This is a genomic window from Sinorhizobium sp. Y406, from assembly GCF_058732025.1.
In genome coordinates this window covers 453,769-476,978 of the sequence record NZ_CM178974.1, presented here as the reverse complement: position 1 = coordinate 476,978, position 23,210 = coordinate 453,769, and the positions used below count along the sequence as shown (strand labels likewise).

Annotated in this window: 22 protein-coding genes; 10 read left to right on the top strand and 12 right to left on the bottom strand. The window is 62.6% G+C overall.

Translation table 11 applies throughout. From position 1 onward, the window contains the following. Positions 1-11: 11 nt before the first annotated feature. The 4 genes from AC4P1R_RS02260 (at position 12) to AC4P1R_RS02245 (ending at position 5,505) form a co-directional block, all read left to right on the top strand. Entirely contained in the window at positions 12-1,052 is a 1,041-nt protein-coding gene (locus AC4P1R_RS02260) for a polyamine ABC transporter substrate-binding protein (RefSeq protein ID WP_069460812.1), read from the top strand. Further along, positions 1,049-3,427 (top strand): putative bifunctional diguanylate cyclase/phosphodiesterase, encoded by a 2,379-nt coding sequence (locus tag AC4P1R_RS02255; RefSeq protein ID WP_069460363.1) that lies wholly within the window; start codon positions 1,049-1,051, stop codon positions 3,425-3,427. Before AC4P1R_RS02260 ends, AC4P1R_RS02255 begins: the two co-directional genes overlap by 4 nt. Positions 3,428-3,533: 106 nt before the next feature. Further along, entirely contained in the window at positions 3,534-4,805 is a 1,272-nt protein-coding gene (purD, locus tag AC4P1R_RS02250) for a phosphoribosylamine--glycine ligase (protein ID WP_069460362.1), read from the top strand. Positions 4,806-5,004: 199 nt separating this feature from the next. Next, positions 5,005-5,505 (top strand): plant virulence effector HPE1-like domain-containing protein, encoded by a 501-nt coding sequence (locus tag AC4P1R_RS02245; RefSeq protein WP_069460361.1) that lies wholly within the window; start codon positions 5,005-5,007, stop codon positions 5,503-5,505. 113 nt (positions 5,506-5,618) lie between these two features. Here AC4P1R_RS02245 and AC4P1R_RS02240 read toward each other — a convergent pair whose 3' ends face one another. The 6 genes from AC4P1R_RS02240 to AC4P1R_RS02215 form a co-directional block, all read right to left on the bottom strand. Continuing rightward, positions 5,619-6,116, bottom strand: coding sequence for a 2-thiouracil desulfurase family protein (locus AC4P1R_RS02240; RefSeq protein WP_069460811.1), 498 nt, complete (start codon positions 6,114-6,116; stop codon positions 5,619-5,621). Positions 6,117-6,252: 136 nt separating this feature from the next. Beyond that, complete coding sequence (locus AC4P1R_RS02235; RefSeq protein WP_069460360.1) at positions 6,253-6,633, bottom strand: cupin domain-containing protein; 381 nt, start codon at positions 6,631-6,633, stop codon at positions 6,253-6,255. Between the two features lie 86 nt (positions 6,634-6,719). Then, entirely contained in the window at positions 6,720-7,643 is a 924-nt protein-coding gene (locus AC4P1R_RS02230; protein WP_246231764.1) for an AraC family transcriptional regulator, read from the bottom strand. Then, positions 7,640-9,805 (bottom strand): glycine--tRNA ligase subunit beta, encoded by a 2,166-nt coding sequence (glyS, locus tag AC4P1R_RS02225; protein ID WP_069460359.1) that lies wholly within the window; start codon positions 9,803-9,805, stop codon positions 7,640-7,642. Before glyS ends, AC4P1R_RS02230 begins: the two co-directional genes overlap by 4 nt. 93 nt (positions 9,806-9,898) lie before the next feature. Next, the gene (locus AC4P1R_RS02220) at positions 9,899-11,836 is read right to left on the bottom strand and encodes a DUF2207 domain-containing protein (protein WP_069460358.1); all 1,938 of its coding nucleotides are present in this window, start codon (positions 11,834-11,836) and stop codon (positions 9,899-9,901) included. Positions 11,837-11,866: 30 nt separating this feature from the next. Next, positions 11,867-12,415: a LemA family protein gene (locus AC4P1R_RS02215; RefSeq protein ID WP_069460357.1), complete on the bottom strand. Its 549-nt coding sequence runs from the start codon at positions 12,413-12,415 to the stop codon at positions 11,867-11,869. Positions 12,416-12,742: 327 nt separating this feature from the next. Between AC4P1R_RS02215 and AC4P1R_RS02210 the strand changes: the two genes are divergently transcribed. Continuing rightward, positions 12,743-12,934: a hypothetical protein gene (locus AC4P1R_RS02210; RefSeq protein WP_069460356.1), complete on the top strand. Its 192-nt coding sequence runs from the start codon at positions 12,743-12,745 to the stop codon at positions 12,932-12,934. 32 nt (positions 12,935-12,966) lie between these two features. Here AC4P1R_RS02210 and AC4P1R_RS02205 read toward each other — a convergent pair whose 3' ends face one another. The 5 genes from AC4P1R_RS02205 to AC4P1R_RS02185 all read right to left on the bottom strand — a co-directional run bounded on the left by AC4P1R_RS02205 (position 12,967) and on the right by AC4P1R_RS02185 (position 16,323). Next, on the bottom strand, positions 12,967-13,926 hold the full coding sequence (locus tag AC4P1R_RS02205) for a glycine--tRNA ligase subunit alpha (RefSeq protein WP_151610903.1): 960 nt from the start codon (positions 13,924-13,926) through the stop codon (positions 12,967-12,969). A gap of 105 nt (positions 13,927-14,031) precedes the next feature. After that, positions 14,032-14,226, bottom strand: coding sequence for a hypothetical protein (locus AC4P1R_RS02200; RefSeq protein ID WP_069460355.1), 195 nt, complete (start codon positions 14,224-14,226; stop codon positions 14,032-14,034). A gap of 104 nt (positions 14,227-14,330) precedes the next feature. After that, positions 14,331-15,197 (bottom strand): S49 family peptidase, encoded by an 867-nt coding sequence (locus AC4P1R_RS02195; RefSeq protein WP_069460354.1) that lies wholly within the window; start codon positions 15,195-15,197, stop codon positions 14,331-14,333. A gap of 75 nt (positions 15,198-15,272) precedes the next feature. Next, the gene (locus AC4P1R_RS02190) at positions 15,273-16,061 is read right to left on the bottom strand and encodes a tRNA1(Val) (adenine(37)-N6)-methyltransferase (protein ID WP_492177370.1); all 789 of its coding nucleotides are present in this window, start codon (positions 16,059-16,061) and stop codon (positions 15,273-15,275) included. Positions 16,062-16,101: 40 nt separating this feature from the next. Next, entirely contained in the window at positions 16,102-16,323 is a 222-nt protein-coding gene (locus AC4P1R_RS02185; RefSeq protein ID WP_069460353.1) for a putative signal transducing protein, read from the bottom strand. A 112-nt stretch (positions 16,324-16,435) separates the two neighbouring features. Between AC4P1R_RS02185 and AC4P1R_RS02180 the strand changes: the two genes are divergently transcribed. The 4 genes from AC4P1R_RS02180 (at position 16,436) to moaB (ending at position 20,908) form a co-directional block, all read left to right on the top strand. Then, entirely contained in the window at positions 16,436-17,452 is a 1,017-nt protein-coding gene (locus tag AC4P1R_RS02180) for a polyprenyl synthetase family protein (protein WP_151610901.1), read from the top strand. 155 nt (positions 17,453-17,607) lie between these two features. After that, a complete protein-coding gene (locus tag AC4P1R_RS02175; protein WP_069460807.1) occupies positions 17,608-19,440 on the top strand; it encodes a tetratricopeptide repeat protein in 1,833 nt (610 codons plus the stop codon). Between the two features lie 7 nt (positions 19,441-19,447). After that, on the top strand, positions 19,448-20,359 hold the full coding sequence (locus AC4P1R_RS02170; protein WP_069460351.1) for a 4-(cytidine 5'-diphospho)-2-C-methyl-D-erythritol kinase: 912 nt from the start codon (positions 19,448-19,450) through the stop codon (positions 20,357-20,359). 6 nt (positions 20,360-20,365) lie between these two features. Continuing rightward, positions 20,366-20,908: a molybdenum cofactor biosynthesis protein B gene (moaB, locus tag AC4P1R_RS02165; RefSeq protein ID WP_069460350.1), complete on the top strand. Its 543-nt coding sequence runs from the start codon at positions 20,366-20,368 to the stop codon at positions 20,906-20,908. Between the two features lie 265 nt (positions 20,909-21,173). Here the strand turns inward: moaB and AC4P1R_RS02160 are convergent, their stop codons facing one another. Continuing rightward, positions 21,174-21,707: a glycosyltransferase family protein gene (locus tag AC4P1R_RS02160; RefSeq protein WP_069460349.1), complete on the bottom strand. Its 534-nt coding sequence runs from the start codon at positions 21,705-21,707 to the stop codon at positions 21,174-21,176. Positions 21,708-21,881: 174 nt separating this feature from the next. Here AC4P1R_RS02160 and AC4P1R_RS02155 point away from each other — a divergent pair, with 174 nt between their 5' ends. Beyond that, positions 21,882-23,039: a PA0069 family radical SAM protein gene (locus tag AC4P1R_RS02155; RefSeq protein ID WP_151610899.1), complete on the top strand. Its 1,158-nt coding sequence runs from the start codon at positions 21,882-21,884 to the stop codon at positions 23,037-23,039. The last annotated feature ends 171 nt before the right edge of the window (positions 23,040-23,210 follow it).

Genomic DNA, 23,210 nt, shown 5'->3' with positions numbered 1-23,210 from the left:
GGGGGCTGAGGATGAAAGGGCGTGCCGCAATTTCCGTGTTACTGGCAGCGCTTGTCGGCGCGTCCGCGTGCCATGCCGAGACACTGAACCTTTTGATCTGGGAAGACTATATTGACCAGGACCTCATCGATCGCTGGACGCAGGAGACCGGCGTTTCGATTCACCAGATCAATTTCGACAGCGACGACGCCCGCGACGTGATCCTCGCCGACCCGACCAATCACATCGACCTGGTCACGGTCGATGAGCATGGCGCTTCGCTCTTCGGCAAGAAGGGTGTCCTCGAACCCCTCTCCGACAGCAATCTGCCGGCGCTCGCGGACTATGCGCCCGAGTGGCGCAAGCGCTGCGCAGGCTATGGCCTTCCCTATCTGTGGGGCACGGTCGGGATTCTCTATCGTGCCGACGTCATCGAGCCGCCGCCTACGTCCTGGCAGGACATGATGCGTCCGGCGCCCGCCCTCAAGAAGCACGTCGCGATGTTCGACGACTATAGCGAACTCTTCGTGCCGCCGCTGGTACTGCTCGGCGCTTCCATCAATGCCAACGACACCGAGACCCTGAAGGCCGCCTTCGAATTACTGAAGGCCCAGGCGCCGTCCGTTCTGACCTACGACTATGTCATCACCGCCATTCAGAGCCCCACAATCGGCCAAGATATCCATATGGCGCTCGGCTACAGCGGCGATCAGCACGTCCTCAACGAGAAGATCGGCGAGTCCGGTCTGTGGCGCTACGCCGTTCCCTTAGAAGGAACGCTCTCCTGGCTCGACTGCGTTTCGGTTACCGCCGCCTCTCCCCACAAGCAACGGGCTCTGGAGTTCCTCAGATATGTCGGCTCGCCCGAGGTCGCAGCCGCCAATGCGCTGTCGCTGAACATGCCTACCCCGAGCAGTGCAGCACAGAAGCTCCTGCCTGAGTCCGTACGCTCCAATCCGGAAATCTACCCGCCGGAGGAGGTGCTGACGAGAAGTCAGTACCAGCAAGAACTTTCGGTCAATTCCGTCCAGGCGCGCCGGCGCATCATCAGCACATTGGCAAACTTCCAGTGACACTCAGCAAGCGCGCGCTCTTTCTGATCTTTCCCGTAGTGCTTGCCGGCTACTTTCTCGCGGCTCTCTCGGCTCACTACGCCGAAAAGCGATCAATTCGCGCATTGGAACAGGCGAAGCTTTCGCAGCGCCTGGAACACGCAGCCGCCGTCTTCCAGAACGAAATCCAGCGCAGCGAAGGTTTTCTCAATGCGCTGCTGAACGGCAATGCGCTACGCCAGTACGTGGCAGAGACGGACGAGCGCTACCGCGTAGCCGCGCTCGGCGTGCGCCTGCAGGAGAGCATAAGATCACTGTCGGACGATCCGATCGCGTATCTCTCATTCGCTATCCTCGATGCGCAGGGAGAAGTCCGATACTATTTTGAAAACAGCTGGGATCCCTTTGCCCAGATCGACAGGCCCCAAAGTGCTCTTGCAAGAAAGTTGGTTGCCAGCAAGCGGCTGAGCGACCTGACCTATCTCGAGCCCACTGGCGAGCGGCCGCGGATCGTTTACTCCCTCTTCGTCGATCCGGTCACCTTCCGCCGCCCGATGCCGAGCAACAAATCAAACGCGCTGCTGATGCAGATAGCCATACTGCCCGATCGCTTTCTGCAGATGCAGGCCGCCCTGAAGAAGGAGTATGGCGCCGACATCGTCCTCCAGCCATGGCCGCTCGCCGTCACGGACGCGCTTTCGGCGAGTGTGCCTCTCGGACCACAGCTATACGCGACGATCGCCGTGCCGGACTCTCACTTCGACGCGCAGATGCTGCAGCAGAAGATGCAGCTTGCCTTCGGCGCGCTTGCCATGAGCCTGATATCCATCTGCCTGATCGTCCTCCTGATCAGGCGCTTCATCACCGGTCCGATCGCAAGGCTCGATGCCAATGTGACGGCGGTCATGACCGGCGAGCACGACGAAATCGCAGGTGCGGGCACCGTGGGCGAAATCGGGCGCCTGACGCAGAACATCCGCGAGCTTCACCGCCAGTCCCTCAATTCGCTGCGGCTCGCGCAGCAGAAGTCCTGGACCGATACGCTCACAGGAATCGCCAATCGCGGCCGCTTCAATACGCTTGCCGCCGGCGTCGTCGATGACGTCCTGACCTCCGGCGGCAAGTGCAGCCTGCTGTTCATCGACATCGACAACTTCAAGTTCGTCAACGACAAATATGGCCACGAAGTCGGCGACGACCTGCTGAAGACACTCGCCACGCGCATCACCGGCTGCGTCGAGACCATCAGCCGAAGGAGGGGCCAAGCGCCGGCCATCATTGCTCGCCTCTCGGGCGACGAATTCGCGGTGCTTGCCCGTTCGCAACCGGGGGACGGCACCGTACGCGAGATGTCTTCCGCCATCCTCGCGCTCTTCGATGGCGGTTTCGAAGTCTCGGACAAGCGCTATCCGGTCACGGCGAGCATCGGCGTCGCCATATGCCCGGGTGACGCAATCACGGTCGCCGAACTGATATCCAATGCCGACGCCGCCATGTATCAGGCAAAGACCGGCGGCAAGAACCGGTCTGCCCGGTTCTCCCGTGCGATTCATGACAAGCGCACCAGGCAGCGCCAGATCCAGGAGGAGTTGCGCGCCATCGACCCGAACGAGCAGTTTCACCTCGTCTACATGCCGATCGTGAACACCCAAGGTCAGGTCACCGGCTGCGAAGCGCTGTTGCGCTGGCATTCCCCGGTTCTCGGCAATGTGACGCCGGACGAGTTCGTGCCGATAGCGGAAAGCTCCGGTCTCTTTTCAAAGATCGACTGGTGGGTCATCGACAAAGCCATGGCCGATTGCCACCAGTTGAAGGCGTTCTTTGGGCCCGACACGGTGGTGGCGATCAACATCTCCTCGGCGGAACTGCATTCGAGCGCGATCAACGACTATTTCTCAGAGTGCCTGGAGCGCCACGGGCTCGGTCCGCAATCGATCGATATCGAGCTGACCGAGACTTTCGCCGTCAAAATCAGCGATCAGTTGCGGGAAAACATCGAGGAGCTTCGGCGGAAGGGCTTTCGCCTTTCGATCGATGATTTCGGCGCCGGCTATACGTCCGTCCAGCAGATCATCGACTATGCCGCCGACACGATCAAGCTCGACCGGGCGCTGGTTGCGGATCTCACCGCGTCGCACGCGCTCCCCGTATTAAAGGCGGTCGTGGCGCTTTGCCATGCGAAAGACATGGCGGTGGTCGGTGAAGGCGTCGACACACCGGAAAAGCTCGCAATGCTGACGGCGGCCGGCTGCGACCGTTTCCAGGGATATCTCATCAGCAAGCCCCTCGCCCTCGACGATCTGGCGATCTGGGGCCTGACCAGAACGGCGCGGCATGCACCGACCCTCGCCGCCAAACGTTTCCGCGATTTTCCGGTCGCGGCGAGCGAGGCTTGAACACGGCATAGTGCGGGAATCACATATCCGCACCGCTTTTTCCTTGACCTGGCCCCATTTGCCGTCCTAACCGCAGCGCATCGACGAGCAGATGGCGGGGTTGGCGATGAAGGTTCTTCTGATCGGGTCGGGCGGACGTGAACATGCGCTAGCGTGGAAGATCGCGCAATCGCCGAAGCTCACCGCGCTCTATGCCGCGCCGGGCAATCCGGGCATCGCCGAAGAAGCAACGATCGTCGGACTCGATACCGAGAACCATTCGGCCGTTCTCGACTTCTGCCGCGAACGGGCGATCGACTTTGTCGTCGTCGGCCCCGAGGCGCCCCTGGTCGCCGGCCTTGCAGACGTGCTTCGCGCCGCAAACATTCCCGTATTCGGCCCATCGGCCGCCGCTGCCCAGCTCGAAGGCTCCAAGGGCTTCACCAAGGACCTTTGCGCCAGATACGGAATTCCGACCGGCGCCTATAAGCGGTTCACCGCAGCCGAACCGGCCAAGGCCTATATCCGCGAACAGGGCGCACCGATCGTCATCAAGGCCGACGGGCTTGCCGCCGGCAAGGGCGTGACCGTCGCGATGACGCTCGAGGAGGCGCTTGCTGCCATCGACGACTGCTTTGCGGGTGCCTTCGGGTCTGCCGGTGCGGAAGTGGTGGTCGAAGCCTATCTCGACGGCGAAGAGGCAAGCTTTTTTTGCCTCTGCGACGGCGAGACGGTGCTGCCACTCGGCTCTGCGCAGGATCACAAGCGCGTTGGCGACGGCGATACGGGACCGAACACCGGCGGGATGGGTGCCTATTCGCCGGCCCCGGTAATGACTCAGGAAATGGTCGAACGGACGATGAAGGAGATCATCGAGCCGACGGTGCGCGGCATGGCCGAGAGCGGGCACCCGTTCACCGGCGTCTTCTTCGCCGGCCTGATGATCACCGAGAAGGGACCGGAACTCATCGAATACAATGTCCGCTTCGGCGATCCGGAATGCCAGGTCCTGATGATGCGCCTGACGAGCGACCTCCTGCCGCTGCTCTACGCAGCAGCAACGGGCGCGCTCGACGGCCTGAAGGCCGAATGGCGCGATGAGGCGGCGCTGACGGTCGTCATTGCCTCACGCGGCTATCCCGGAACCTACGAGAAAAACACGCCGATCGACTCGCTGCCGGAGGCGTCTGCCAGGACCAAGGTGTTTCATGCCGGAACAGCGATGCAGGACGGGCGGCTGGTCGCCACCGGCGGCCGGGTCCTGAATGTCACGGCCATGGGGCGGACCGTCGGCGAAGCCAAGAATGCCGCCTACGCCGCGCTGAAGGGCGTTTCGTGGGAGAATGGCTTCTGTCGTGCCGACATCGGTTGGCGCGCGGTCGAACGCGAGACGACGTGAACGGCGGAATTTCGGCCGCATCATTCAATTTTTACCAATTCTCCTGACGAGAAGGTAAGGGAAAGCTCATATTCTCCCCCGAACTGAAGCGAGGGAAGAGCTATACACGGTTTGCCCGCCCGTCCCGCTCCAGCTGCCGGAAACGACCACGATGATCTGAAGCAGACCCTGGATCACGTGAGCTAGCGAGGAGAGACCGATGCGTTCCCTGCTGATCACCGCCGCCCTCCTTTTCGCCGCCGGCACAGCGGCAGCATCCTCGATCGAAGACGTGGTCTCCGGCGAGGCCATTAATTCCAGCGTCGCGACGATCTCCTGTGCCGAGTGCCCTCCGCTACAGCCGAAGAAGAAGAGCTCCTATCTCGTGCCCGAGCTCGCGCCCGGAACGGACCGGGTTGAGCTCAAGGAAATCCATGGGGAGTTCAAGTCGGTCCGCACGGAGGCCTGGCTCGGCGGCTCGCCGGTGATCTTCGTCAGCAAAGCGTCGGAGGAAGCGATCAGGGCCGCGGCACTCGAAGCGGATCAAACGAAACAGGCATATGCCTCAACGAGCCCGTCCACACCACCCGCCGCGACGATCGACGTGACGACGAAGACCTCTGCGGTCGGCACCCCAACGCGGACCGAGCCGGTGAGCGCGGCCATGGCGGGCACTTCACGAGAATTTGATCCGTCCGCTTTCGCACTTCGGCTAGATTGAACCCATATAAACTGAGTTCCCTGCCCCATCGGCCAGGTTCAAGGGCCGACGGGCGTTTCGCTGCAATGGCGAAAAGGTTGCGCCCCTGAGAGAAGCAGGGGCGTAATCTTTTGTCAGGAACCGAATTCCTCGATCCGCGCCGCCAACTCGCCGATCTGCCGATCGGAAAAGACCTCTATGCGGTTCGCGCGGAGCAGCGCCGCCGTCACCCCCGCCCCGGAAACCCGAGCGCCCCTGAAGCCCCCGTCATGGACGAAGCTTGAGCCGCAGGATGGGCTGCCATCGATAAGCAGCGCAAAGCGGCAATTCGTCCGACGCGCAAGAGCAAGCGCGTTTTCAGCCGCCTCGCGAAACGCGGCCGTCACATCCCCGCCGGTCTTTTCGAGGACGCGAGCATCGCCGGAAAGCACTGCGCCAGCGGTCCTGCCGGGCTCGATTTCCGCCGGCGGGCGCGGCACCGGCATGCCTGCCGACATTTCGGGACAGAGGACCACAAGCCGCCCCTCACCGCGCCAGCGTTCGATGGCCGGATGAAGGAGCGGCTTCGCTACGCCGTCGTAGCGCACCGCATGCCCCATGAGACAGGCACTGACGAGAATTCTTGCGATCATGCTGTCCGTCATAGACGGCCACCGCCGACTTCTTCAACAGAAGATTCATTCCGTCAGAAATACCGCGGCAATGAAACCAGCTGCATGACCCGCTGAAGGAGGGGCGCGAGATCGCCGAACCTGGACGTCAACCCTGTCAGATCCAGATATCATTCGCTGTCGTGCGCTCACCGCCCACCTCCCCGGTGTTCAGCGTCCCACGCGGTTCGATGAGCAACATCGTCACTTCGCTTGCTGCAAAGGGTTTGTGTTCGACGCCCTTCGGCACGATGTACATTTCGCCCGGACCGAGCGTCACCGCGCCATCACGAAAATCGATGCGGAGGACGCCCTCCAGCACGATGAAGGCCTCGTCCGTCTCGGGGTGATCGTGCCAGATGAAGTCGCCTTCAATGCGGACGATCTTGAACTGATAGTCGTTGAGCTCTGCGATCACGCGCGGCTGCCATCGATCGGTGAACTGCGCCAGCTTGTCTGCGAAGTTTATCGGGGCATAGGCGGGTCTGTTTGATTTCATCGCTGTTTCCTCAGGCTGTTTCCGACAGGAATTACAGCAGGAGCCTTGCGACCGGTCTTGAACGATCGTGCAGGAAGAGAGCCGTTTCAGGCTCGGTCCGCTTCGACAGCCGAAGGCATGCCCGCCACGCGCAGCCATCGTCCGGGGGTGACGCCGAAGGCCTTCTTGAAGTGGCGGCTCATATGCGCCTGGTCGGCAAAGCCCGCGACGAGCGCGGCCTGTGCAACTGGGACGCCCCGCCGCAGATGGACTTTGACCGTCTCAAGGCGCCTTTGCACCAGATAGCGATAGGGGCTCGTGCCGAAAAGCCGGCGGAAGTCGCGGCTGAGGCCCCAGCGATCGCGGCCGCTGATGGTTTCGAGGCTCTCAAGTGTCACAGTGCCTCCGGGCAGGTCATGGAGGTAAAGGCGCACCTGCTCGCAGGCGCGGTAGTCGAGCGTGCGGCCAGCCTTCGCGGGTCCGCCGCCGGCGACTTCAAGCGCACGGGCGAGTTCGAAAAGGCCGTCCTCGAATTCCAGGATTTCGATCCGGGCATCCGTCGCCGGAAGCAAGGCGCGAACCGCGGCGAAGAGGTGTGGATCGCAGGAGATCCCGCCCTTGATGAAAGGCAGCGGCCGACCACCGAGAACGCTCTGGATGGCTGCCGGCTCGATGTAGATCATGCGATAGTGAAAGCCATCCTCGCTACCGGCTTGGCCGTCATGCACTTCGTCGGGGTGCAGCACCATCGTCGTGGTAGGAAGGCTTGCCCGCTCGGCACCGCGATAATGGAAACTCTGAACGCCGGACAAGGTCTGGCCGATGGCATAGGTATCGTGCCGGTGCGGCTCGTAGGCACGCCCCGAAAAGAAGGCCTCGATACGCTCGAACGGGATGGCATCGTCGGCAACGGCAATCCAATCACCGCCCCGCTCGTGGCCCGGAGGCTCGATGACACCTGCGCCCGCGCTCGCATTGTCGCTCGTCATACGGCGGGAGTTAGGATCGCTCCCGTCGCTTGTCGACGTCATCCCGCGATCTTCGAGAAATCCGCGACCTCGCCGGTCGCCGTGCGGATCAGGCCCAACAGCGCCAGACGGTTGGCGCGGATCGCTACATTCTCGTCGTTGACGAGCACGTCGTCGAAGAAGACATCGACCGGCTCGCGCAATTTGGAGAGCGCCTCCATGGCCGAGCGGAAGTCCTCCTTGACGATCGCCTGGCGCGCGTCGTCGGAGGCGATCATAATCGAAGCGTGCAGCGTGCGCTCGGCGTCGAGCCGGAAGAGCTTCTCGTCCACTCTCGCGGCCACCTCGGTGCCCTTCTTCTCCTCGGCCGCAAGGATCTGCGTCGCGCGCTTGGTGCCGGCAAGCAGGTTCTTGCCCTCCTCCGCCGTGATGAAGGCCGTCAGCGCCTCGACGCGGCGGGCGATCATCAACAGGTCGTCGGCCTCAGGCGTCAGCACCGCGTCAATCAGATCGTAGCGCGCCCCGAGGTCGCGTAGATAGACCTTCAGCCGGTCATGGAAGAAGGCGAGGAGGTCCCCGCCGATCTCGCCGGCAATGTCGGGCCGCTGAGCCTTGAGCCCTGCAAGGGCGACATCGAAGAAGGGCAGCATTGGGAGACGTGCCTTTCCTTCGAGCACGAGCCGGATCACGCCTAGCGCGGCGCGGCGTAGTGCGTAAGGATCCTTCGAGCCGGTCGGCTTTTCATCGATCGCCCAGAAGCCGACGAGCGTATCGAGTTTGTCCGCAAGCGCGACGGTGACCGATACCGGATCGGTCGGCACGCGGTCCGAAGGACCCTGAGGCTTGTAATGGTCTTCGATCGCGTTGGAGACGGCCTGATCCTCGCCCTGCAAGGCAGCATATTTGTGGCCCATGATGCCCTGAAGCTCCGGGAATTCCCCGACCGCTTCGGTGCGTAGATCCGCCTTGGCGAGAACGGCTGCGCGATCGACCAGCGCTGCATCGGCTCCGGTGATCTTGGCAAGTGCGGCAGCCAGGGCGCGGATGCGGGCGACGCGCTCGCCCTGGGTTCCGAGCTTGGCATGAAAGGTGACGTTCAGCGCATCGAGCTTCGCCATGCGCTGGTCGAGCGGCTTTTCAAGATCAAGCGCAAGCTTCGCCGCCGGCGCTTCCAGCGTTTCGAGGTCCGGCAGATCGCCCTGGTCGCGCTTCCAGAAATGCGCCGCATCGGAGAGGCGGGCGCGCACGACCTTGCCGTTGCCGTGGATGATCTCCTGGCCACCGTCGCGCGCTTCGATATTGGCAACGAGGATGAACTTGTTGGAAAGCTTTTCCGCCCCGGGCCGCCGCGTGACGAAGCATTTCTGGTTGGTCTTGATCGTCAGGCGGATGATTTCGGAAGGGATTTCCAGATAGCTCTCGTCGAAGCTTCCCATCAGCACGCGCGGCCACTCGACCAGACCTGCAACTTCCTCAAGCAGCCCTTCGTCCTCTACCAGTTCGAGGCCGTTGGCGAAGGCGATGTTGTGGGCGTCCGCTGAGATCATCTGTCTGCGGCGTTCGGCATCGAGCACGACCTTCGCCTTTTCGAGCTGCTCGGAATAATCGGCAAAGCGACGAACGCTGATCGCCTCCGGCGCATGGAACCGGTGGCCGTAGGTGACATTGCCGGCGACGATGCCGTCGACCTCGAAGGGGATCACCTTCGTCTCTTCGGTTTCCGCGCCGAAGGTGCAGATGATCGATTGCAGGGGGCGCACCCAGCGCAGGCTGCCCGCCCTGGCGGAAGCGGCGCCGGAGCGCATCGATTTCGGCCAGGGGAAGTCTCGGATGATTGCCGGCATCACATCGGCAATGATGTCTTCTGCCGCGCGGCCGGGCTTTACGATGTGAGCGACGTAAAATTCGCCCTTCTTCGGATCGCTGTGAACATGCGCTTCACTGATCGAGGAGAGACCCGCGGCGCGCAGGAAGCCTTCGATCGCCTTCTCGTTGGCATCGGTGCGCGGCCCCTTGCGCTCCTCGCGGACATCGGCGGAGCGGGCATTCAGGCCGCGAATGTCGAGCGTCAGCCGGCGCGGCGTCCAGTATTCGCGCGCGCCCTCATAGGTTAGGCCAGCCCCGACCAGGGCGTCGGTCACCAGCTTCTTTAAGTCGCCGGCCGCCTTGCGCTGCATGCGGGCAGGGATTTCTTCGGAGCGCAGTTCGATAAGAAGATCGGGCATGAATTCAGCTTTGTTATGTTCCGGACCGTTGGCGCGGGACTTAGCAAGCTCTGGAGAAAATGTCATCAAGTGCTGTGAGGAAATCGGCGCACTCTACCAGCCGCCGCCACCGCCGCCGCCGCCACCACCGCCGGAGAAGCCGCCGCCGGACGAGAAGCCCGATGACGCACTCTTTGGCGGAGGCGGCAGCGAAGACGTCATCGTACCCGCCATGGAGCCGGCGAAATCGCCGATCGTATCGGCGAAAGACCCCGGACTGAAGGAATCGCCGTGATACCACGCCGGCTGATAGGCAGCGGCCGCGGCTGCACCGCCTGCTGCGGCCAGCAGCCAGCGATCGAAGGTCTCCGTCCACGGCTTCTCGACGCCGAGCGCAACCGCATAGGGCAAGAGCGTCTCGAAATGCCGCGGCGACATTTCCGGCGCGCCTTGCATGTTCAAGCGATCCTTTTCGGCAAGCGTCATATATTGCCTGAGACCGTCGATCCCATCCATCATGCGGGTGCCGAGCGGCGTCGGCGCCCCCATCAGGAAGAAGAAGAGCAAGTTGACGAGCAGTATGCCGCCGATCGCGGAAAGCAGCGCCAGGTCATCCGGTTCGCTCGCAGAGAGCACGACGACCGCCAGGATGCTCGAGAAGACGGAGAAGAGCACGAAACCGATAAAGGCGAGCACGACGATCGACAGAATGCGGCGCGCGAGGCTCGACCCGCGCCGTAGTGATTTGCCGAATGAAACCGCCAGGGTCGAAACAAGAATGGCGAAGACGACGGGAACGAAAACGAGAGGGATCTTGTCCTCTCCGAGATCGCCAAAGATGAACAGTGCGCCCAGCGAAACCACCGAAATCAGGACGCCACCGATGATATATCCGGTATTGGCGCGGTAGTATTTATCGCGGTGTTCGCGCTCCATCGCGCGGCGAAAACCGGACCCTGCCGCTTCGACCTTTTTGCCGTTCGCCCGATCGATCGTAAGCCTGCCGTCGGCCGCTGCGATCGCCTTCATCACTGCCGCCTCACCCGTCGGCAGCTGCTCCACGCCCCCCTTGCCGGTGGCGGCGATGACGATGGCATTCTTCAGATCGTCGAGGACGACATAGCCCTTGACAGCAAGGTTGAGCACGGCCGCAGAAAGTGCTGTCCATCCCTCACCGGAAAAACCCCTGTTGTCGACATAGTTGACGAGAGCCGGCGAAATTCCGTCCGGCGGATCCCAGCGCGGCACCATGACCCCACGGGCGGGATCGCGGCCGACGCGGACCCAGGCACGCCCGTAATAGAGGGTGACGAGCAGGAGGCCTGCCGCGGCGATGACCAGTGTCAGACGGTCGCGTAGCCACCAGATGTTTTCCTGGCCAGCGCTCGGCCGGTCGATACTGCCCTTCGGCATCATGATCGCGATCGACAATCCTTCCTGCGGACGCAGCCTTCGCGTGGTCGCAAAGAATATCTCGTCACCCTCTTCCACAACGCGCGCATCCTTGCCGGTGGCGCCGTAGCCGCCGGTGAAGACGTCGAGCGCCTGAGCCCTGACCCCCGACGGCAAGGTCACCGTTGCAGTTGCCTCCTCGATCGGAAAAATCCACTCGGTTCCGGTCACGTTCCAATAAAGTTCGTCGTGGTCGTCGAAGAAGCGTATCTGGCGTCCGGTCTCGTATGAGATCTGGAATGTATGTTCGCCATGCGGCAGGAAGACGTCGGCCTTACCGGTGTAAACGCGGATGCCGCCGCTGATCGCCTCCGTGCGGTGCTCCTCCTCCTCGCCGTCGCGCTCGACGGAAAGGACCTTGAAGTCCACGCGGGCCCGGCGGCCATTCTCATCGAGGAAGGTCAGCGGAAAATCGCGGTAGATGCCGCGGCGGATCTCCCTGCCTTCGACATTTGCCGTGATCGTTTCCGTGATCGTGAGCGTGCCATCCCTGGCGACGTCGATCACCGAATGAAAGGCGGAGATGATCTCTGCCGCTGCAGCGGGCGACGTCGCCAGAAGGGGCAGTGCGACCGCCAACGCCGCCAAGAGCCGCCTCATAGCAATGCCCCCTTCCTCACCCGATACGAATCAGAACCTGACCGACGGCACAGCACGATCCGCCTCGTTGGTGATCTCGAAGTAACCGGCCCGGGCAAAACGGAATAGGTTCGCAATCAGATTCGACGGGAAGCTCTCGACCTTCACGTTCAAGTCGCGGGCAGCGCCGTTGTAATAGCGGCGGGACATCTGGATCTCGCCTTCAATCGTCTCCAGCGAACGCTGCAGTTCGGCGAAATTCTGGTTGGCCTTCAGGTCGGGATAGGCTTCAGCGAGCGCAAAGAGGCGGCCGAGCGCCTGCGAGAGCGCCCCCTCCACCGCGGCCCGGCCGGCTACGTCGCCTTCCGGCACGGCCTGTGCCCGGTTGCGAAGTGCGACCACCTCCTCGAGCGTCGACTTCTCGTGCGCCGCATAGCCCTTCACCGTCTCGATCAGATTGGGAATGAGATCGGCGCGGCGTTTCAACTGTACGTCGATGCCGGACCAGGCCTCCTGGGTCATCTGCCGCGCCCTGACAAGGCTGTTGTAGACGTAGACAAGATAAAGGATCACGGCGACACCGATTGCCAGCCCGAGCATGAGAACCCTCCTTTTGCACCCGCCGGAGCTTACTGCATGATTCCTCGAATCCAAATCGATTTAGGATGAAAGCCTGCAGCAATTTCAAAGAGCCCGCCGCGACTCTCGGGCGCAGCACACGGGCAGCCGCAACTGCATTCCGACGGGAGACGCAAGGGCGACCGCCCGCATCGAAGCGGCACCAGGGGAGCGGTATTCCGCATGCGCCGCGCTGCTGTCGACCGACGAATTTCGACTGCCTGCCTGCCTGTATCCCCGGTAACGGCGCCGGACCAGCAAGTGGGGGATAGTAGATCCACCCGCACGCCAGGACGCAAAGGTCCCCCGATGAAACCGCTCGCGACCCTCGTCAACGCGATCGCCTTTACAGCGCTCTTCGCTACCTATGCGGGCGTAGAGGAGGTCGAAAGGCCGGACGGCGTCCGCCGCGCGCTGGAGACCTATGCCAGGGCGCTGCAGCCGGGCGCTTCTCCGCTCGTGAAACCGACCCGCCCTATGGAAAACGACGATCTGCTCTGATCGCAGCCGGGCCAACGGCACCCTGGCAACCGTCAGGCTGCCTCCTGATTCCAATTCGCGCCGCCTGCATCGGTCAGCAGGAAGGCTTCGCCGCAGGCCTTTGCGAGGGTGCGCACGCGCAGGATGTAGCTCTGGCGCTCCGTCACCGAAATCACGCCGCGCGCATCCAGAAGATTGAAGACATGGCTCGCCTTGATGCACTGGTCATAGGCGGGCAAGACGCATTTGTGCAGGCGATCGTTGCCGGCGTTGGGCGCACCGGCGGCAAGAAGCGCCAGGCACTCCTTCTCCGCGTCGATAAAGTGCTGATGCAGCATCGCTGTGTTGGCGTATTCGAAATTGTACCGCGAATACTCCTGCTCAGCCTGCAGGAAGACATCGCCATACGTGATCTTTTCTGCGCCCTCGCGGCCGTTGAAATTGAGGTCGTAGACATTGTCGACGCCCTGGACGTACATCGCCAATCGCTCGAGGCCATAGGTCAGTTCGCCGGAAACCGGCGAGCACTCGATGCCGCAGACCTGCTGGAAATAGGTGAATTGCGACACTTCCATGCCGTCGCACCAGCACTCCCAACCAAGGCCCCACGCACCAAGCGTCGGGCTTTCCCAGTCGTCCTCTACGAAGCGGATATCGTGCAGCAGCGGATCGAGACCGATCGCCTCGAGCGAGCCGAGATAGAGTTCCTGAAGATTGGACGGGTTGGGTTTCAGGATCACCTGATATTGATAATAATGCTGGAGCCGGTTCGGATTTTCGCCATAGCGGCCGTCGGCTGGACGCCGCGAGGGCTGGACATAGGCCGCGCGCCACGGCTTCGGCCCGAGCGCGCGGAGCGTCGTCGCCGGATGGAAGGTGCCGGCGCCAACTTCCATATCATAGGGCTGGAGCACCGCGCAGCCCTTGTCGGCCCAATAGTTGTGCAGTGTCAGGATCAAAGCCTGGAACGAGCGCTTCGGGTTCATATGGTCCGGGAGGGGGGCAGCGGTCATGGGTTCGTCCGAATTCTTCGACATGTGCGGGGACAGGTGCCATGCCGGAGAACTAGGGTCAAGCGCCTTGGCCGATCCACGGCCTAAGCCTCAGCCTGCGGCAATTTATCGCTCGTCGTCGCGCCTCAGGCGGTATTCGCCGGTCTTCGGATCCTTGACGAGCGTTCCGTCGGCGCCGCTCTCGCGCTCACGGCGCAAACGCTCGCGCTGGCGCGCGAGCCGCTCGGCGTCGGCGATGAACTTGCGATAGCCGATCCAGGCGATAACAGCGATGATCAAGAGCAGAATGATCTGCGGCATGTTTCCTCCTCTGCGCCTCCCGGATCAGACAGAATGCCAGCTGGAGGTGCAGCGATTCCCTGGCCGGGCGGTGCGGGACCGACCGAAATCTACTGCCCTTGGTATCACAGCCCGAAACGCGCCCATAGCGCCCTTTCTTCTATCGCCTCGACAAGTCCCGCTACAGCAGAAGCGGCGAGTGGGGCTGCGAGAGATCCCGCGACCGCCGCCCCCGGCTGGCGCCGTCCGAAGAGGCTGCGGCTCGGCTGGATGAGTTCAAGCCGCGCCTTTTCGCCATAGCGCCTCTTCACCTCTCCGCGCATGTCACCGAGTCCATCGACGAGGCCAAGCTCCCGCCCGCGACGCCCTGTCCAGAAGAGACCCGAGAATATATCGGGATTGTCGCTGAGCAGCGTGCCGCGCCGGGCCTTGACCATCTCGATGAAGGTATCGTGGATATCGAGCTGAAGTGATTTCAAGAACTCGACGTCCCGCTCCTTTTCCGGCTGGAACGGATCGAGGACCACCTTGTTCTCGCCGGCCGTATAGATGCGCCGTTCGACGCCGATCTTCTTCAACAGCTCCGGAAAACCGAACCCGCCGGACACGACACCGATCGAGCCGACGATCGAACTCGGATCGGCAATGATCTCGTCGCCGGCAAGCGCAATCATGTAGCCGCCCGAGGCCGCCACGTCCTCGACGAAGATCAGGACCCGCTTTTTCTTCTCCTCGGCGAGATCGCGGATACGCTGGTAGATCAGGCGCGACTGCACCGGCGAGCCGCCGGGCGAGTTGACGGAGATGGCTACGGCCGGAGCCTCCTTGACGGCGAAGGCTTTCTCGAGCAGCGGCGCCACCGTCGCGAGATTGAGAGCAGGACGGAACTGGCTGCCCCCGGCCATGATCGCGCCATGGAGCCGGATAGCCGGGATCGTTTGCCCGTCCTTGCGAAAACGCCTCGGAAGCAATTTTTTCAAGAACCCGGCCATTTCAACTCCTGCTCATTCGAAACTTGTCCCTGCATGTATGCACTGCCGCAGCAAACGCAATGCCACGCTTACCGTTTATCGCCGGCGAGGATAGGCGGTCCGGCCGTTATTGAGGTCGTCGACGTCCGGGGAGAAACGGTGCGTCCCCTCCCCGTGCATCACGAGCGGCGCGCGCAGCGCCAATCGCTTGCGGCTCTGCTTGATCGCGGTCACCAGGATACGCACGGCGTTTTCGCCGGCGCGCGGCAGGAGCGGCGTGATTTCGATGCCGCCGAAGCGGCGGCCACAGGCTGCGATGATCTCGGCGATCGATTCCGGCCGGGCTATGAGCGAAAGCTGGCCCCCGGGCTCCATGACCGCGCCCGCGGTCTTGATCCAGGTTTCGAAGAGATCGTCGCTCATCGCGTGGGCCTCGGCCTTCAGCCGATCCGGCGTCCGGCGATCGGCGGCATCGTTAAAGGGCGGGTTCATGATGACGTGATCGAAGGTGTCATCGGCAAGGCCCGCCTCTACGCGTGCCTTGCCAGTCAGCGTCACATCCGCCTCGAGAACGGCGACGCGTCCCGCAAAATGTGCATTTGCAGGCAAGGCAAGGCTGCGACGGGCAAAGCCGGCCATGATCGGCGAGCGTTCGACGAGCAGCACCTCAGCCGTTGCAACGCGCGAGGCGACCGCCATGCCGGCCGCCCCCGCCCCTGCACCGAGATCGGCGACGCGGCAGGAACCCTCGCAGGAAACGAGGGCCGCAAGCAGCATTGCGTCCATGCCGGAGCGATGCCCCTGGCCAAGCGGCTGGATCAGGTGAAAGCCGCCTCGGTGGAACGCATCCACGGTTTCCTTGATCAGCGTTGTCATGGCCGCCATTCTGCCAGCGCATCGCGGCCGGTCCGCGGAGATGCCTCGATCACTGCCGCAGTTCCTTTTCCAGGCCAGCTTCGACCAGAATGCGCCGGGCCCGCTCGGCATCCTCCTCGGCCACCAGGAAGCGCCGCGGCAACAGGCCGAGCGAGCCTTCAAGGATGCTCATGTCGCGATCGGCGACGAAACAGGTGATGCCGGCGTCCTTCATCAGACTTTCTGCGAAGGAGAGAAGGACGGCATCGTTGGTGCGGATCAGTTCCTTCATCGCGATCGGGTCTCCTCCTTCAAATTCCAGCGGGCGAGGCAATTCGCCTCTTGCCGCACGAGCCACCTCTTTACTATTGTCACAACCGAGCAAGAAACAGGAGTCCGGGGCGTTGGGCGTAGTGATACCGCTGGAAGACGGCAAAAACAAACAGGCGTCCGTGAAGCCGCTCGTCGGGCTCACGGCGTCCGACATGGAGCGGGTCAACCAGCTTATTCTCTCGAAGGCCGGCTCCGACGTGCAGATGATTCCGGAGGTCGCCAACCACCTGATTTCTTCGGGCGGCAAGCGCCTGCGGCCGATGCTGACACTCGCGGCCGCTTCGATGTTCGGCTATGACGGCGACGCCCATGTCAAGCTCGCGACCAGCGTCGAGTTCATGCATACGGCGACACTTCTGCACGACGACGTGGTCGACGAAAGCGATCTCAGGCGCGGCAAGTCGACGGCGCGGACGATCTGGGGCAATCAGGCGAGCGTGCTCGTCGGCGACTTCCTGCTCGGCCAGGCCTTCCGCATGATGGTGGATGTCGGTTCGTTGGATGCGCTCGATGTGCTCTCAACCGCCGCATCTGTGATCGCGGAGGGTGAAGTTCTCCAGTTGTCCGTGGCCAAAAACATGGAGACCACTGAGGACGACTATCTGCAGGTGATCCGCGCCAAGACGGCTGCGCTCTTTGCCGCGGCCGCCGAGGTCGGCCCCATTGTTGCGGCTGCGAGCAAGGCCGATCGCAACGCGCTGAAATCCTACGGCATGAATCTCGGCCTTGCCTTCCAACTCGTCGACGACGTACTCGACTATGGCGGATCGTCGATTAATCTCGGCAAGAATGTCGGCGACGACTTCCGAGAGGGCAAGATCACGTTGCCGGTCATTCTTTCCTATCGACGCGGCACGCCGCAGGACCGCGCCTTCTGGCGCGAAGCCATCGAAGGTGGCGCCAGTGATGGGGCCAATCTCGAAAAGGCACTCGGGCTAATCCACCGCTACGGGGGGCTGACCGATACGATTGCGCGCGCCCAGCATTACGGCACGATCGCGCGCGATGCGCTCGCGCCCCTCACCGCTTCCCCCTGGAAAGCTGCGCTCACCGAGGTGATCGATTTCTGCATCGATCGAGTGAGCTAGCCGGCTGGTCAGGGTTTCCCTTGAGGAATTTCTTGCCGGGCTGCGCCAAAAAAGCCATTCTGTTTTTCGAGACTTGCGTCCGGCACCCTCCAATCGACTCCGCAGCAATGAGCGATGGCGCGATGCGCCGGACCATCGGCAACGAAAGGTTTGATATGCGGCAGAATAAACTCCTTCGGCTTCTCAGCGCCGCGGCAATGCTGGCCCTCGTGGTTACGACCGGCAGCCATTACGCCTTCGCTGAAGAAGCGGCTGCGGTCGAGGACGCCGAACCTTTCGACCTCACGAGCGCAAACACCTTCGCCGGTGCCTTCCTGGCGGCTCGCACCGCCGATGTCGATCGAGATTATGCGATGGCGGCAGACCTCTACCGGATCGCATTGCAGTTCGAGCCGGACAACCGGGAAGTCAAGCAGCGCCTGATGATCACGCTGTTGATCGGCGGCGAATTCGACGAAGGCGTCAAGGTTGCCGAGGATCTGAAGTCAGAGCGGGCCGTCGAACGGATCACGACGGTCGTCCGCGCCATCGACGCGATCCGCAAACGCGAATACCGCACGGCCCAAAAGCTCTTGAAATATGAAGGCCCCAACGACCTCGACCGGCTGATGAGCACTCTGCTCTCCGCCTGGGCGAAATACGGTCAGGGCAGGCCGAAGGAAGCGCTTGCGCAGATTAAGGCGCTCGACGGGCCGGAATGGTTCCGGGTGTTCAAGAATTATCATGCTGGCGCGATCGCTCTGGCCGCCGGCGACAAGGCGACGGCGCGCGCGAGGCTGAACGACGCCATTCTCGACCGGGAAGGCGGAAGTGCCGCGCCGGACACCTTCATGCGTGCGGTTGAGGCGCTGGCGCGCTTCGAGGCGCGAGAGGGCAACAAGCAGAAGGCGCTCGATACCGTCTCCGTTGGCGAAAGCCTCGTCAACAACTACACTCCGCTCGAGGCGCTCAGGAAAAGCATTGAAGAGGGCAAACACCAGGAGCAGCAGGTACGTACGGCCGTGCAGGGTGCGGCTGCCGTGCTCTTCTCGATCGGTGGTGCCCTCAACCGGGAAGGTGCCGAGGACATCGTGTCGCTTTACCTCCAGACGGCGCGCCGGCTCGATCCGGACAGTGCCGATATCCTGGTGATGCTGGGAGGCATTGCCGAAAACCTGAAGAAGGAGCAGGAGGCAATCGCGCTTTACAGGAGTGTGCCTGAAGATTCGCCAATGCGCCGGGTCTCGGAACTGCAACTCGGCCTCGCCCTTGCCGGCGTCGGCAAGGTCGACGAGGCTAAGAAGCACCTGCAGGGGCTGATCGAACTCGATCCCAAGAACATCCGCAATTATCTCGCCTATGGCAGCGTGCTTTCCGACGCCAAGGCGTACAAGGAAATGGGCGAGCTTTACGATCGTGCAGTCGAGGCGATCGGCCCGGTTCCGAAGCGTAGCGACTGGACCGTCTTCTTCCAGCGCGGGATCGCCTATGAGCGCCAGAAGCTCTGGGAGAAGGCAGAGCCGAATTTTCGCAAGGCTCTGGAGCTCAACCCCGACCAACCGCAGGTCCTTAACTATCTCGGCTACTCCTGGGTCGACATGAACATCAACCTCGAAGAGGGCCTGGAGATGATCCGTAAGGCGGTCGAGCTCAAGCCCGACGACGGTTACATCGTCGATTCGCTCGGCTGGGCCTATTTCCGCATGAACCGCTTCGAGGAGGCAGTGGGCGAGCTCGAGCGTGCGGCGGAGTTGATGGCCGGAGATCCGACGATCAACGATCACCTTGGCGACGCCTATTGGCGGGTGGGACGCAAGCTCGAGGCAGTGTTCCAATGGACCCAGGCGCTGGAGTTGGAGCCGGAGGAAGCGGAAATTCCGAAGATCAAGGCAAAGATCGAAAACGGATTGCCGCCTCTCGCGCAGACCGTTCCGGCTGCGGCGGATGCCAAGGAGACCCTGCCGAAAAAGGGCGCCGCGGAAACCGCTGCATCGGACAAGAAATCCTGATAACCGAATGCAGGCAGACGACCTCTCCGGCTTCGCACTGACCTCAGCGGCGCCGGCCAAGATCAATCTGGCGCTGCATGTCATCGGCCAGCGTGGCGACGGCCATCACCTCCTCGAAAGCTTGGTCACCTTCGCCGATCTCGGCGATCGGGTGGGCCTAGCACCGGCGGAGGCTGACCGCTTTACCGTCTCGGGCCGTTTTTCGCAGGACCTGGCGACCACGGCTCAGGGCCGGGATGGCAATCTGGTCCTGCGCGCTCGCGATCTCCTGCGCAGCGAACTGACCGGAAGGGGAGAATCCGCTGGCCCGGTCCATCTGCATCTTGAGAAGAACCTGCCGATCGCCTCCGGCATTGGCGGCGGCTCGGCAGATGCCGCCGCGACGCTCAAAGGGCTGCTTGCGCTCTGGGAAGCAAGTATCGCGCCCGAAGGACTGAACAAGCTCGCCCTCCAGCTCGGTGCCGATGTGCCGATGTGTCTCGAAGGCCGCGCGCTTATCGCAAGGGGAATCGGCGAAGTGATCACGCCGCTCCCCGCTTTGCCGTCCTTCGCGATCGTCCTCGCCAACCCGCTCGTCGCCATATCGACGCCGGTGATATTCAGGACGCTTGCCAGAAAGGCGAACCCGCCGCTGGTGCTGCCGCAAGGCATCGAAACAACCGAGGAGTGGCTGAGCGCTCTGGCCGGCATGCGCAACGATCTGGAGCCACCGGCTCGCGCCCTGGAGCCATCGATCGAACACGTGTCCGATGCCCTTAGCGCGGCCGGCGCAGACCTCGTGCGCATGTCCGGCTCGGGTGCGACCTGCTTCGGCCTGTTCCGCAGCGATGAAGAGGCGGCTGCGGCTGCACGGCGCATTTCCGCCGCCCATGCCGGGTGGTACGTTCTAGCCAGCCGCAGTTCCGGAAAGAGAGGATAAGGCCAGATGCCGGGAATCGACGAGACTCGCCACTTCATTCCCGTCGGCATCGCCGTCCTCACCGTCTCCGACACGCGTACGCGCGCGGACGACAAGTCCGGCGATACGCTGGAGACGAGGATCCGCGAAGCGGGTCATCTGCTCAAGGCCCGCGCAATCGTCCCTGACGAGCGGCAGAAGATTTACGATCAGGTGAAAACCTGGACGCTCGACCCCGAAATCGACGTCGTCATCACCACCGGCGGCACAGGCTTCACCGGCCGCGACGTGACGCCGGAGGCGCTGGAGCCGCTGTTCGAAAAGCGCATGGACGGCTTTTCCGAAGTCTTTCACCGCATTTCCTTCGACAAGATCGGCACATCGACGATCCAGTCGCGGGCAACCGGCGGGGTTGCGAACGCCACCTTAATCTTCGTGCTGCCCGGCTCGCCCGGGGCCTGCAAGGATGCCTGGGATGGAATCCTGAAACAGCAGCTCGACTATCGGCACATGCCCTGCAATTTCGTCGAAATCATGCCGCGACTCGACGAGCACCTGAAGCGCGGTTGAGGAAACTGTTCCCTTTGGAACAGCCGCCGGCGGAAAGAGCCGCTACCCTTGTTACGTTAGCTTCGCGCGGCCAGGTGACTATTCGCTTGGAATGAACGCGACGGCGCCTCTTTCCTAAAAATATGGGGAAGTAGGAGATATATAACATGCGCTCCACCCGGTCGGGGCATCATGGCAAAGATTTTTCGCGAGCAAGGTGATTTAAGAATGGCTTCGGGGGTGCCGCAAGGCACACCCCATATTCCGTGGGTCTGGGCAAGCTCGTTCAGGCGCGCTCGGCCATCCGGTGTCTCAGCGCCACCCATGCTGGAACGAGTTCCGTGCCAAGCTTGCGCACCGACCGCGCATTCGCGATATCGCTCAGCCGCATATCGGCACGCGCCATGGCGACGGCGTCAAGCTTTCGCATCAAGAATCCAGTCTCAAGCGGGGGCGCCCTCTTGGACAGCCGGCTGAGTAGGGGCCGCTTGTGCACTCTCGATGGAGAGAAGCGCGCCGGCGCCTTGTTGAGCGAGACATATTCGAGGAGTTCGTCGACCCAGCGGCCCACAGGACGGGCGCCCGGCTCGAGCAGCATCAGCCACTCGCCCCGTGCCGACCGCACGACATCGCCAAGGTCCCAGTCGACACAGAAGCGACAGCCCGCGGCGTCGGCGACATGCAGCGAGCCGTCCTTGGAACCGTGATCGAGTATGATGACGTCGCTGACGAGCCCTTCCACTGCACCCGTGACCAGTGCGGAAAGCGTTTGTGCCAGCTCCGCTTCATTGTCCCGCGTTTCCATAATGATCGTCAGCATAGCCGTTCCTAGCGCATTGCAGAGGCAAATACCACAAGATTACAGGGGCAAAGCCGACCGCCTCCTCCCGATGCCGAGATGACATGGAATTTTGTTCTTGATTTGTTCTGCTGTCTACGGTAGGAAAATAGTCAGAGCGGAACAGACTCGACTATCGGTTCCGAGGAGATTTCCATGAACGAGCTGTCTCAACTCAGGCGGGGCGCCTTTGCACCGGGCAACAGCGCCGAGATCGCCGACGCCATGGCCACCGCAAGCGGCGTCAGGATCGATGTCGACCGCCGCCGCGGGCGCGGAGCGGGCCTCAACATGTCAGGACGTTTCGAGCCCGTAACCCGTGAGACCTTCGATGATGGTTGGCAGACCATCGAGGATCTGCCGCCCTTCAAAACCGAGGTCCAGGTCGAGAAACCACGGTCGGTTATCACCCGCAACGAATCCCCCGATATTCCCTTCGACCGCTCGATCAATCCCTATCGCGGTTGCGAACATGGCTGCATCTATTGCTTCGCGCGGCCCACGCATTCCTATATGGGCCTCTCTGCGGGCGTCGACTTCGAATCCAGGCTGTTCGTCAAGCCAGACGCTCCGCGCCTGCTGGAGCGAGAGTTGGCACGGCCGGACTACAAGGTGCGGCCGATCGCGATAGGCACCAATACCGATCCCTATCAGCCGATCGAAAAGGAATGGCGCATCATGCGCCAGATCCTCGAAGTGCTTCAGTCGGCCAACCACCCGGTGATGATCGTGACCAAATCGGCCATGGTGGCGCGCGACATCGACCTGCTTGCACCGATGGCTGAGAAGGGCCTCGCGCGGGTCGGCATTTCGGTGACCACCCTTGACCGGAAGCTTGCACGCGCCATGGAGCCGAGGGCCTCGACGCCGGCCAAACGCCTCGAGGCGATGCGCGCGGTGTCCGAGGCCGGCATTCCAACCGCTGTTCTGGTTGCTCCGGTCATTCCCGCCTTGAACGACCATGAAATCGAACGCGTGCTGGACGCGTCCAAGGCGGCTGGCGCTGCCGAAGCAAGCTACGTGCTCCTGCGCCTGCCGCTGGAAGTGAGTCCACTGTTCCGGGACTGGCTGTTGAGAAACTACCCTGATCGCTACAGGCACGTAATGTCCCTTATTCGCTCGATGCGCGGTGGCAAGGACTATGACGCCGAGTTCGGCAAGCGGATGAAGGGCGCTGGCCCCTATGCCTGGCAGATCGGCCGCCGCTTCGACCTCGCCGCCAAGCGGCTTGGCCTCAATCTCGCGCGCCGCCAGTTGCGAAACGATATCTTCGTGCCTCCGCTCGGAATGGGGGTGCAATTGTCGCTGCTTTAAGGGCTCACGCGCATCTCCGAGACGCCGAGGCGGCAGTTCTCAAGCAGGCGCTGCTCCACAGCGGCGCGCGTCTTGGCAAACGCGCAAGTGTTGCCGTGGCCCTTGAGTCGAGGTCGCGTCAGACAGGCATGCAATAGATCTTGGAGCCACGTAACAGCGTCCGGACGGACC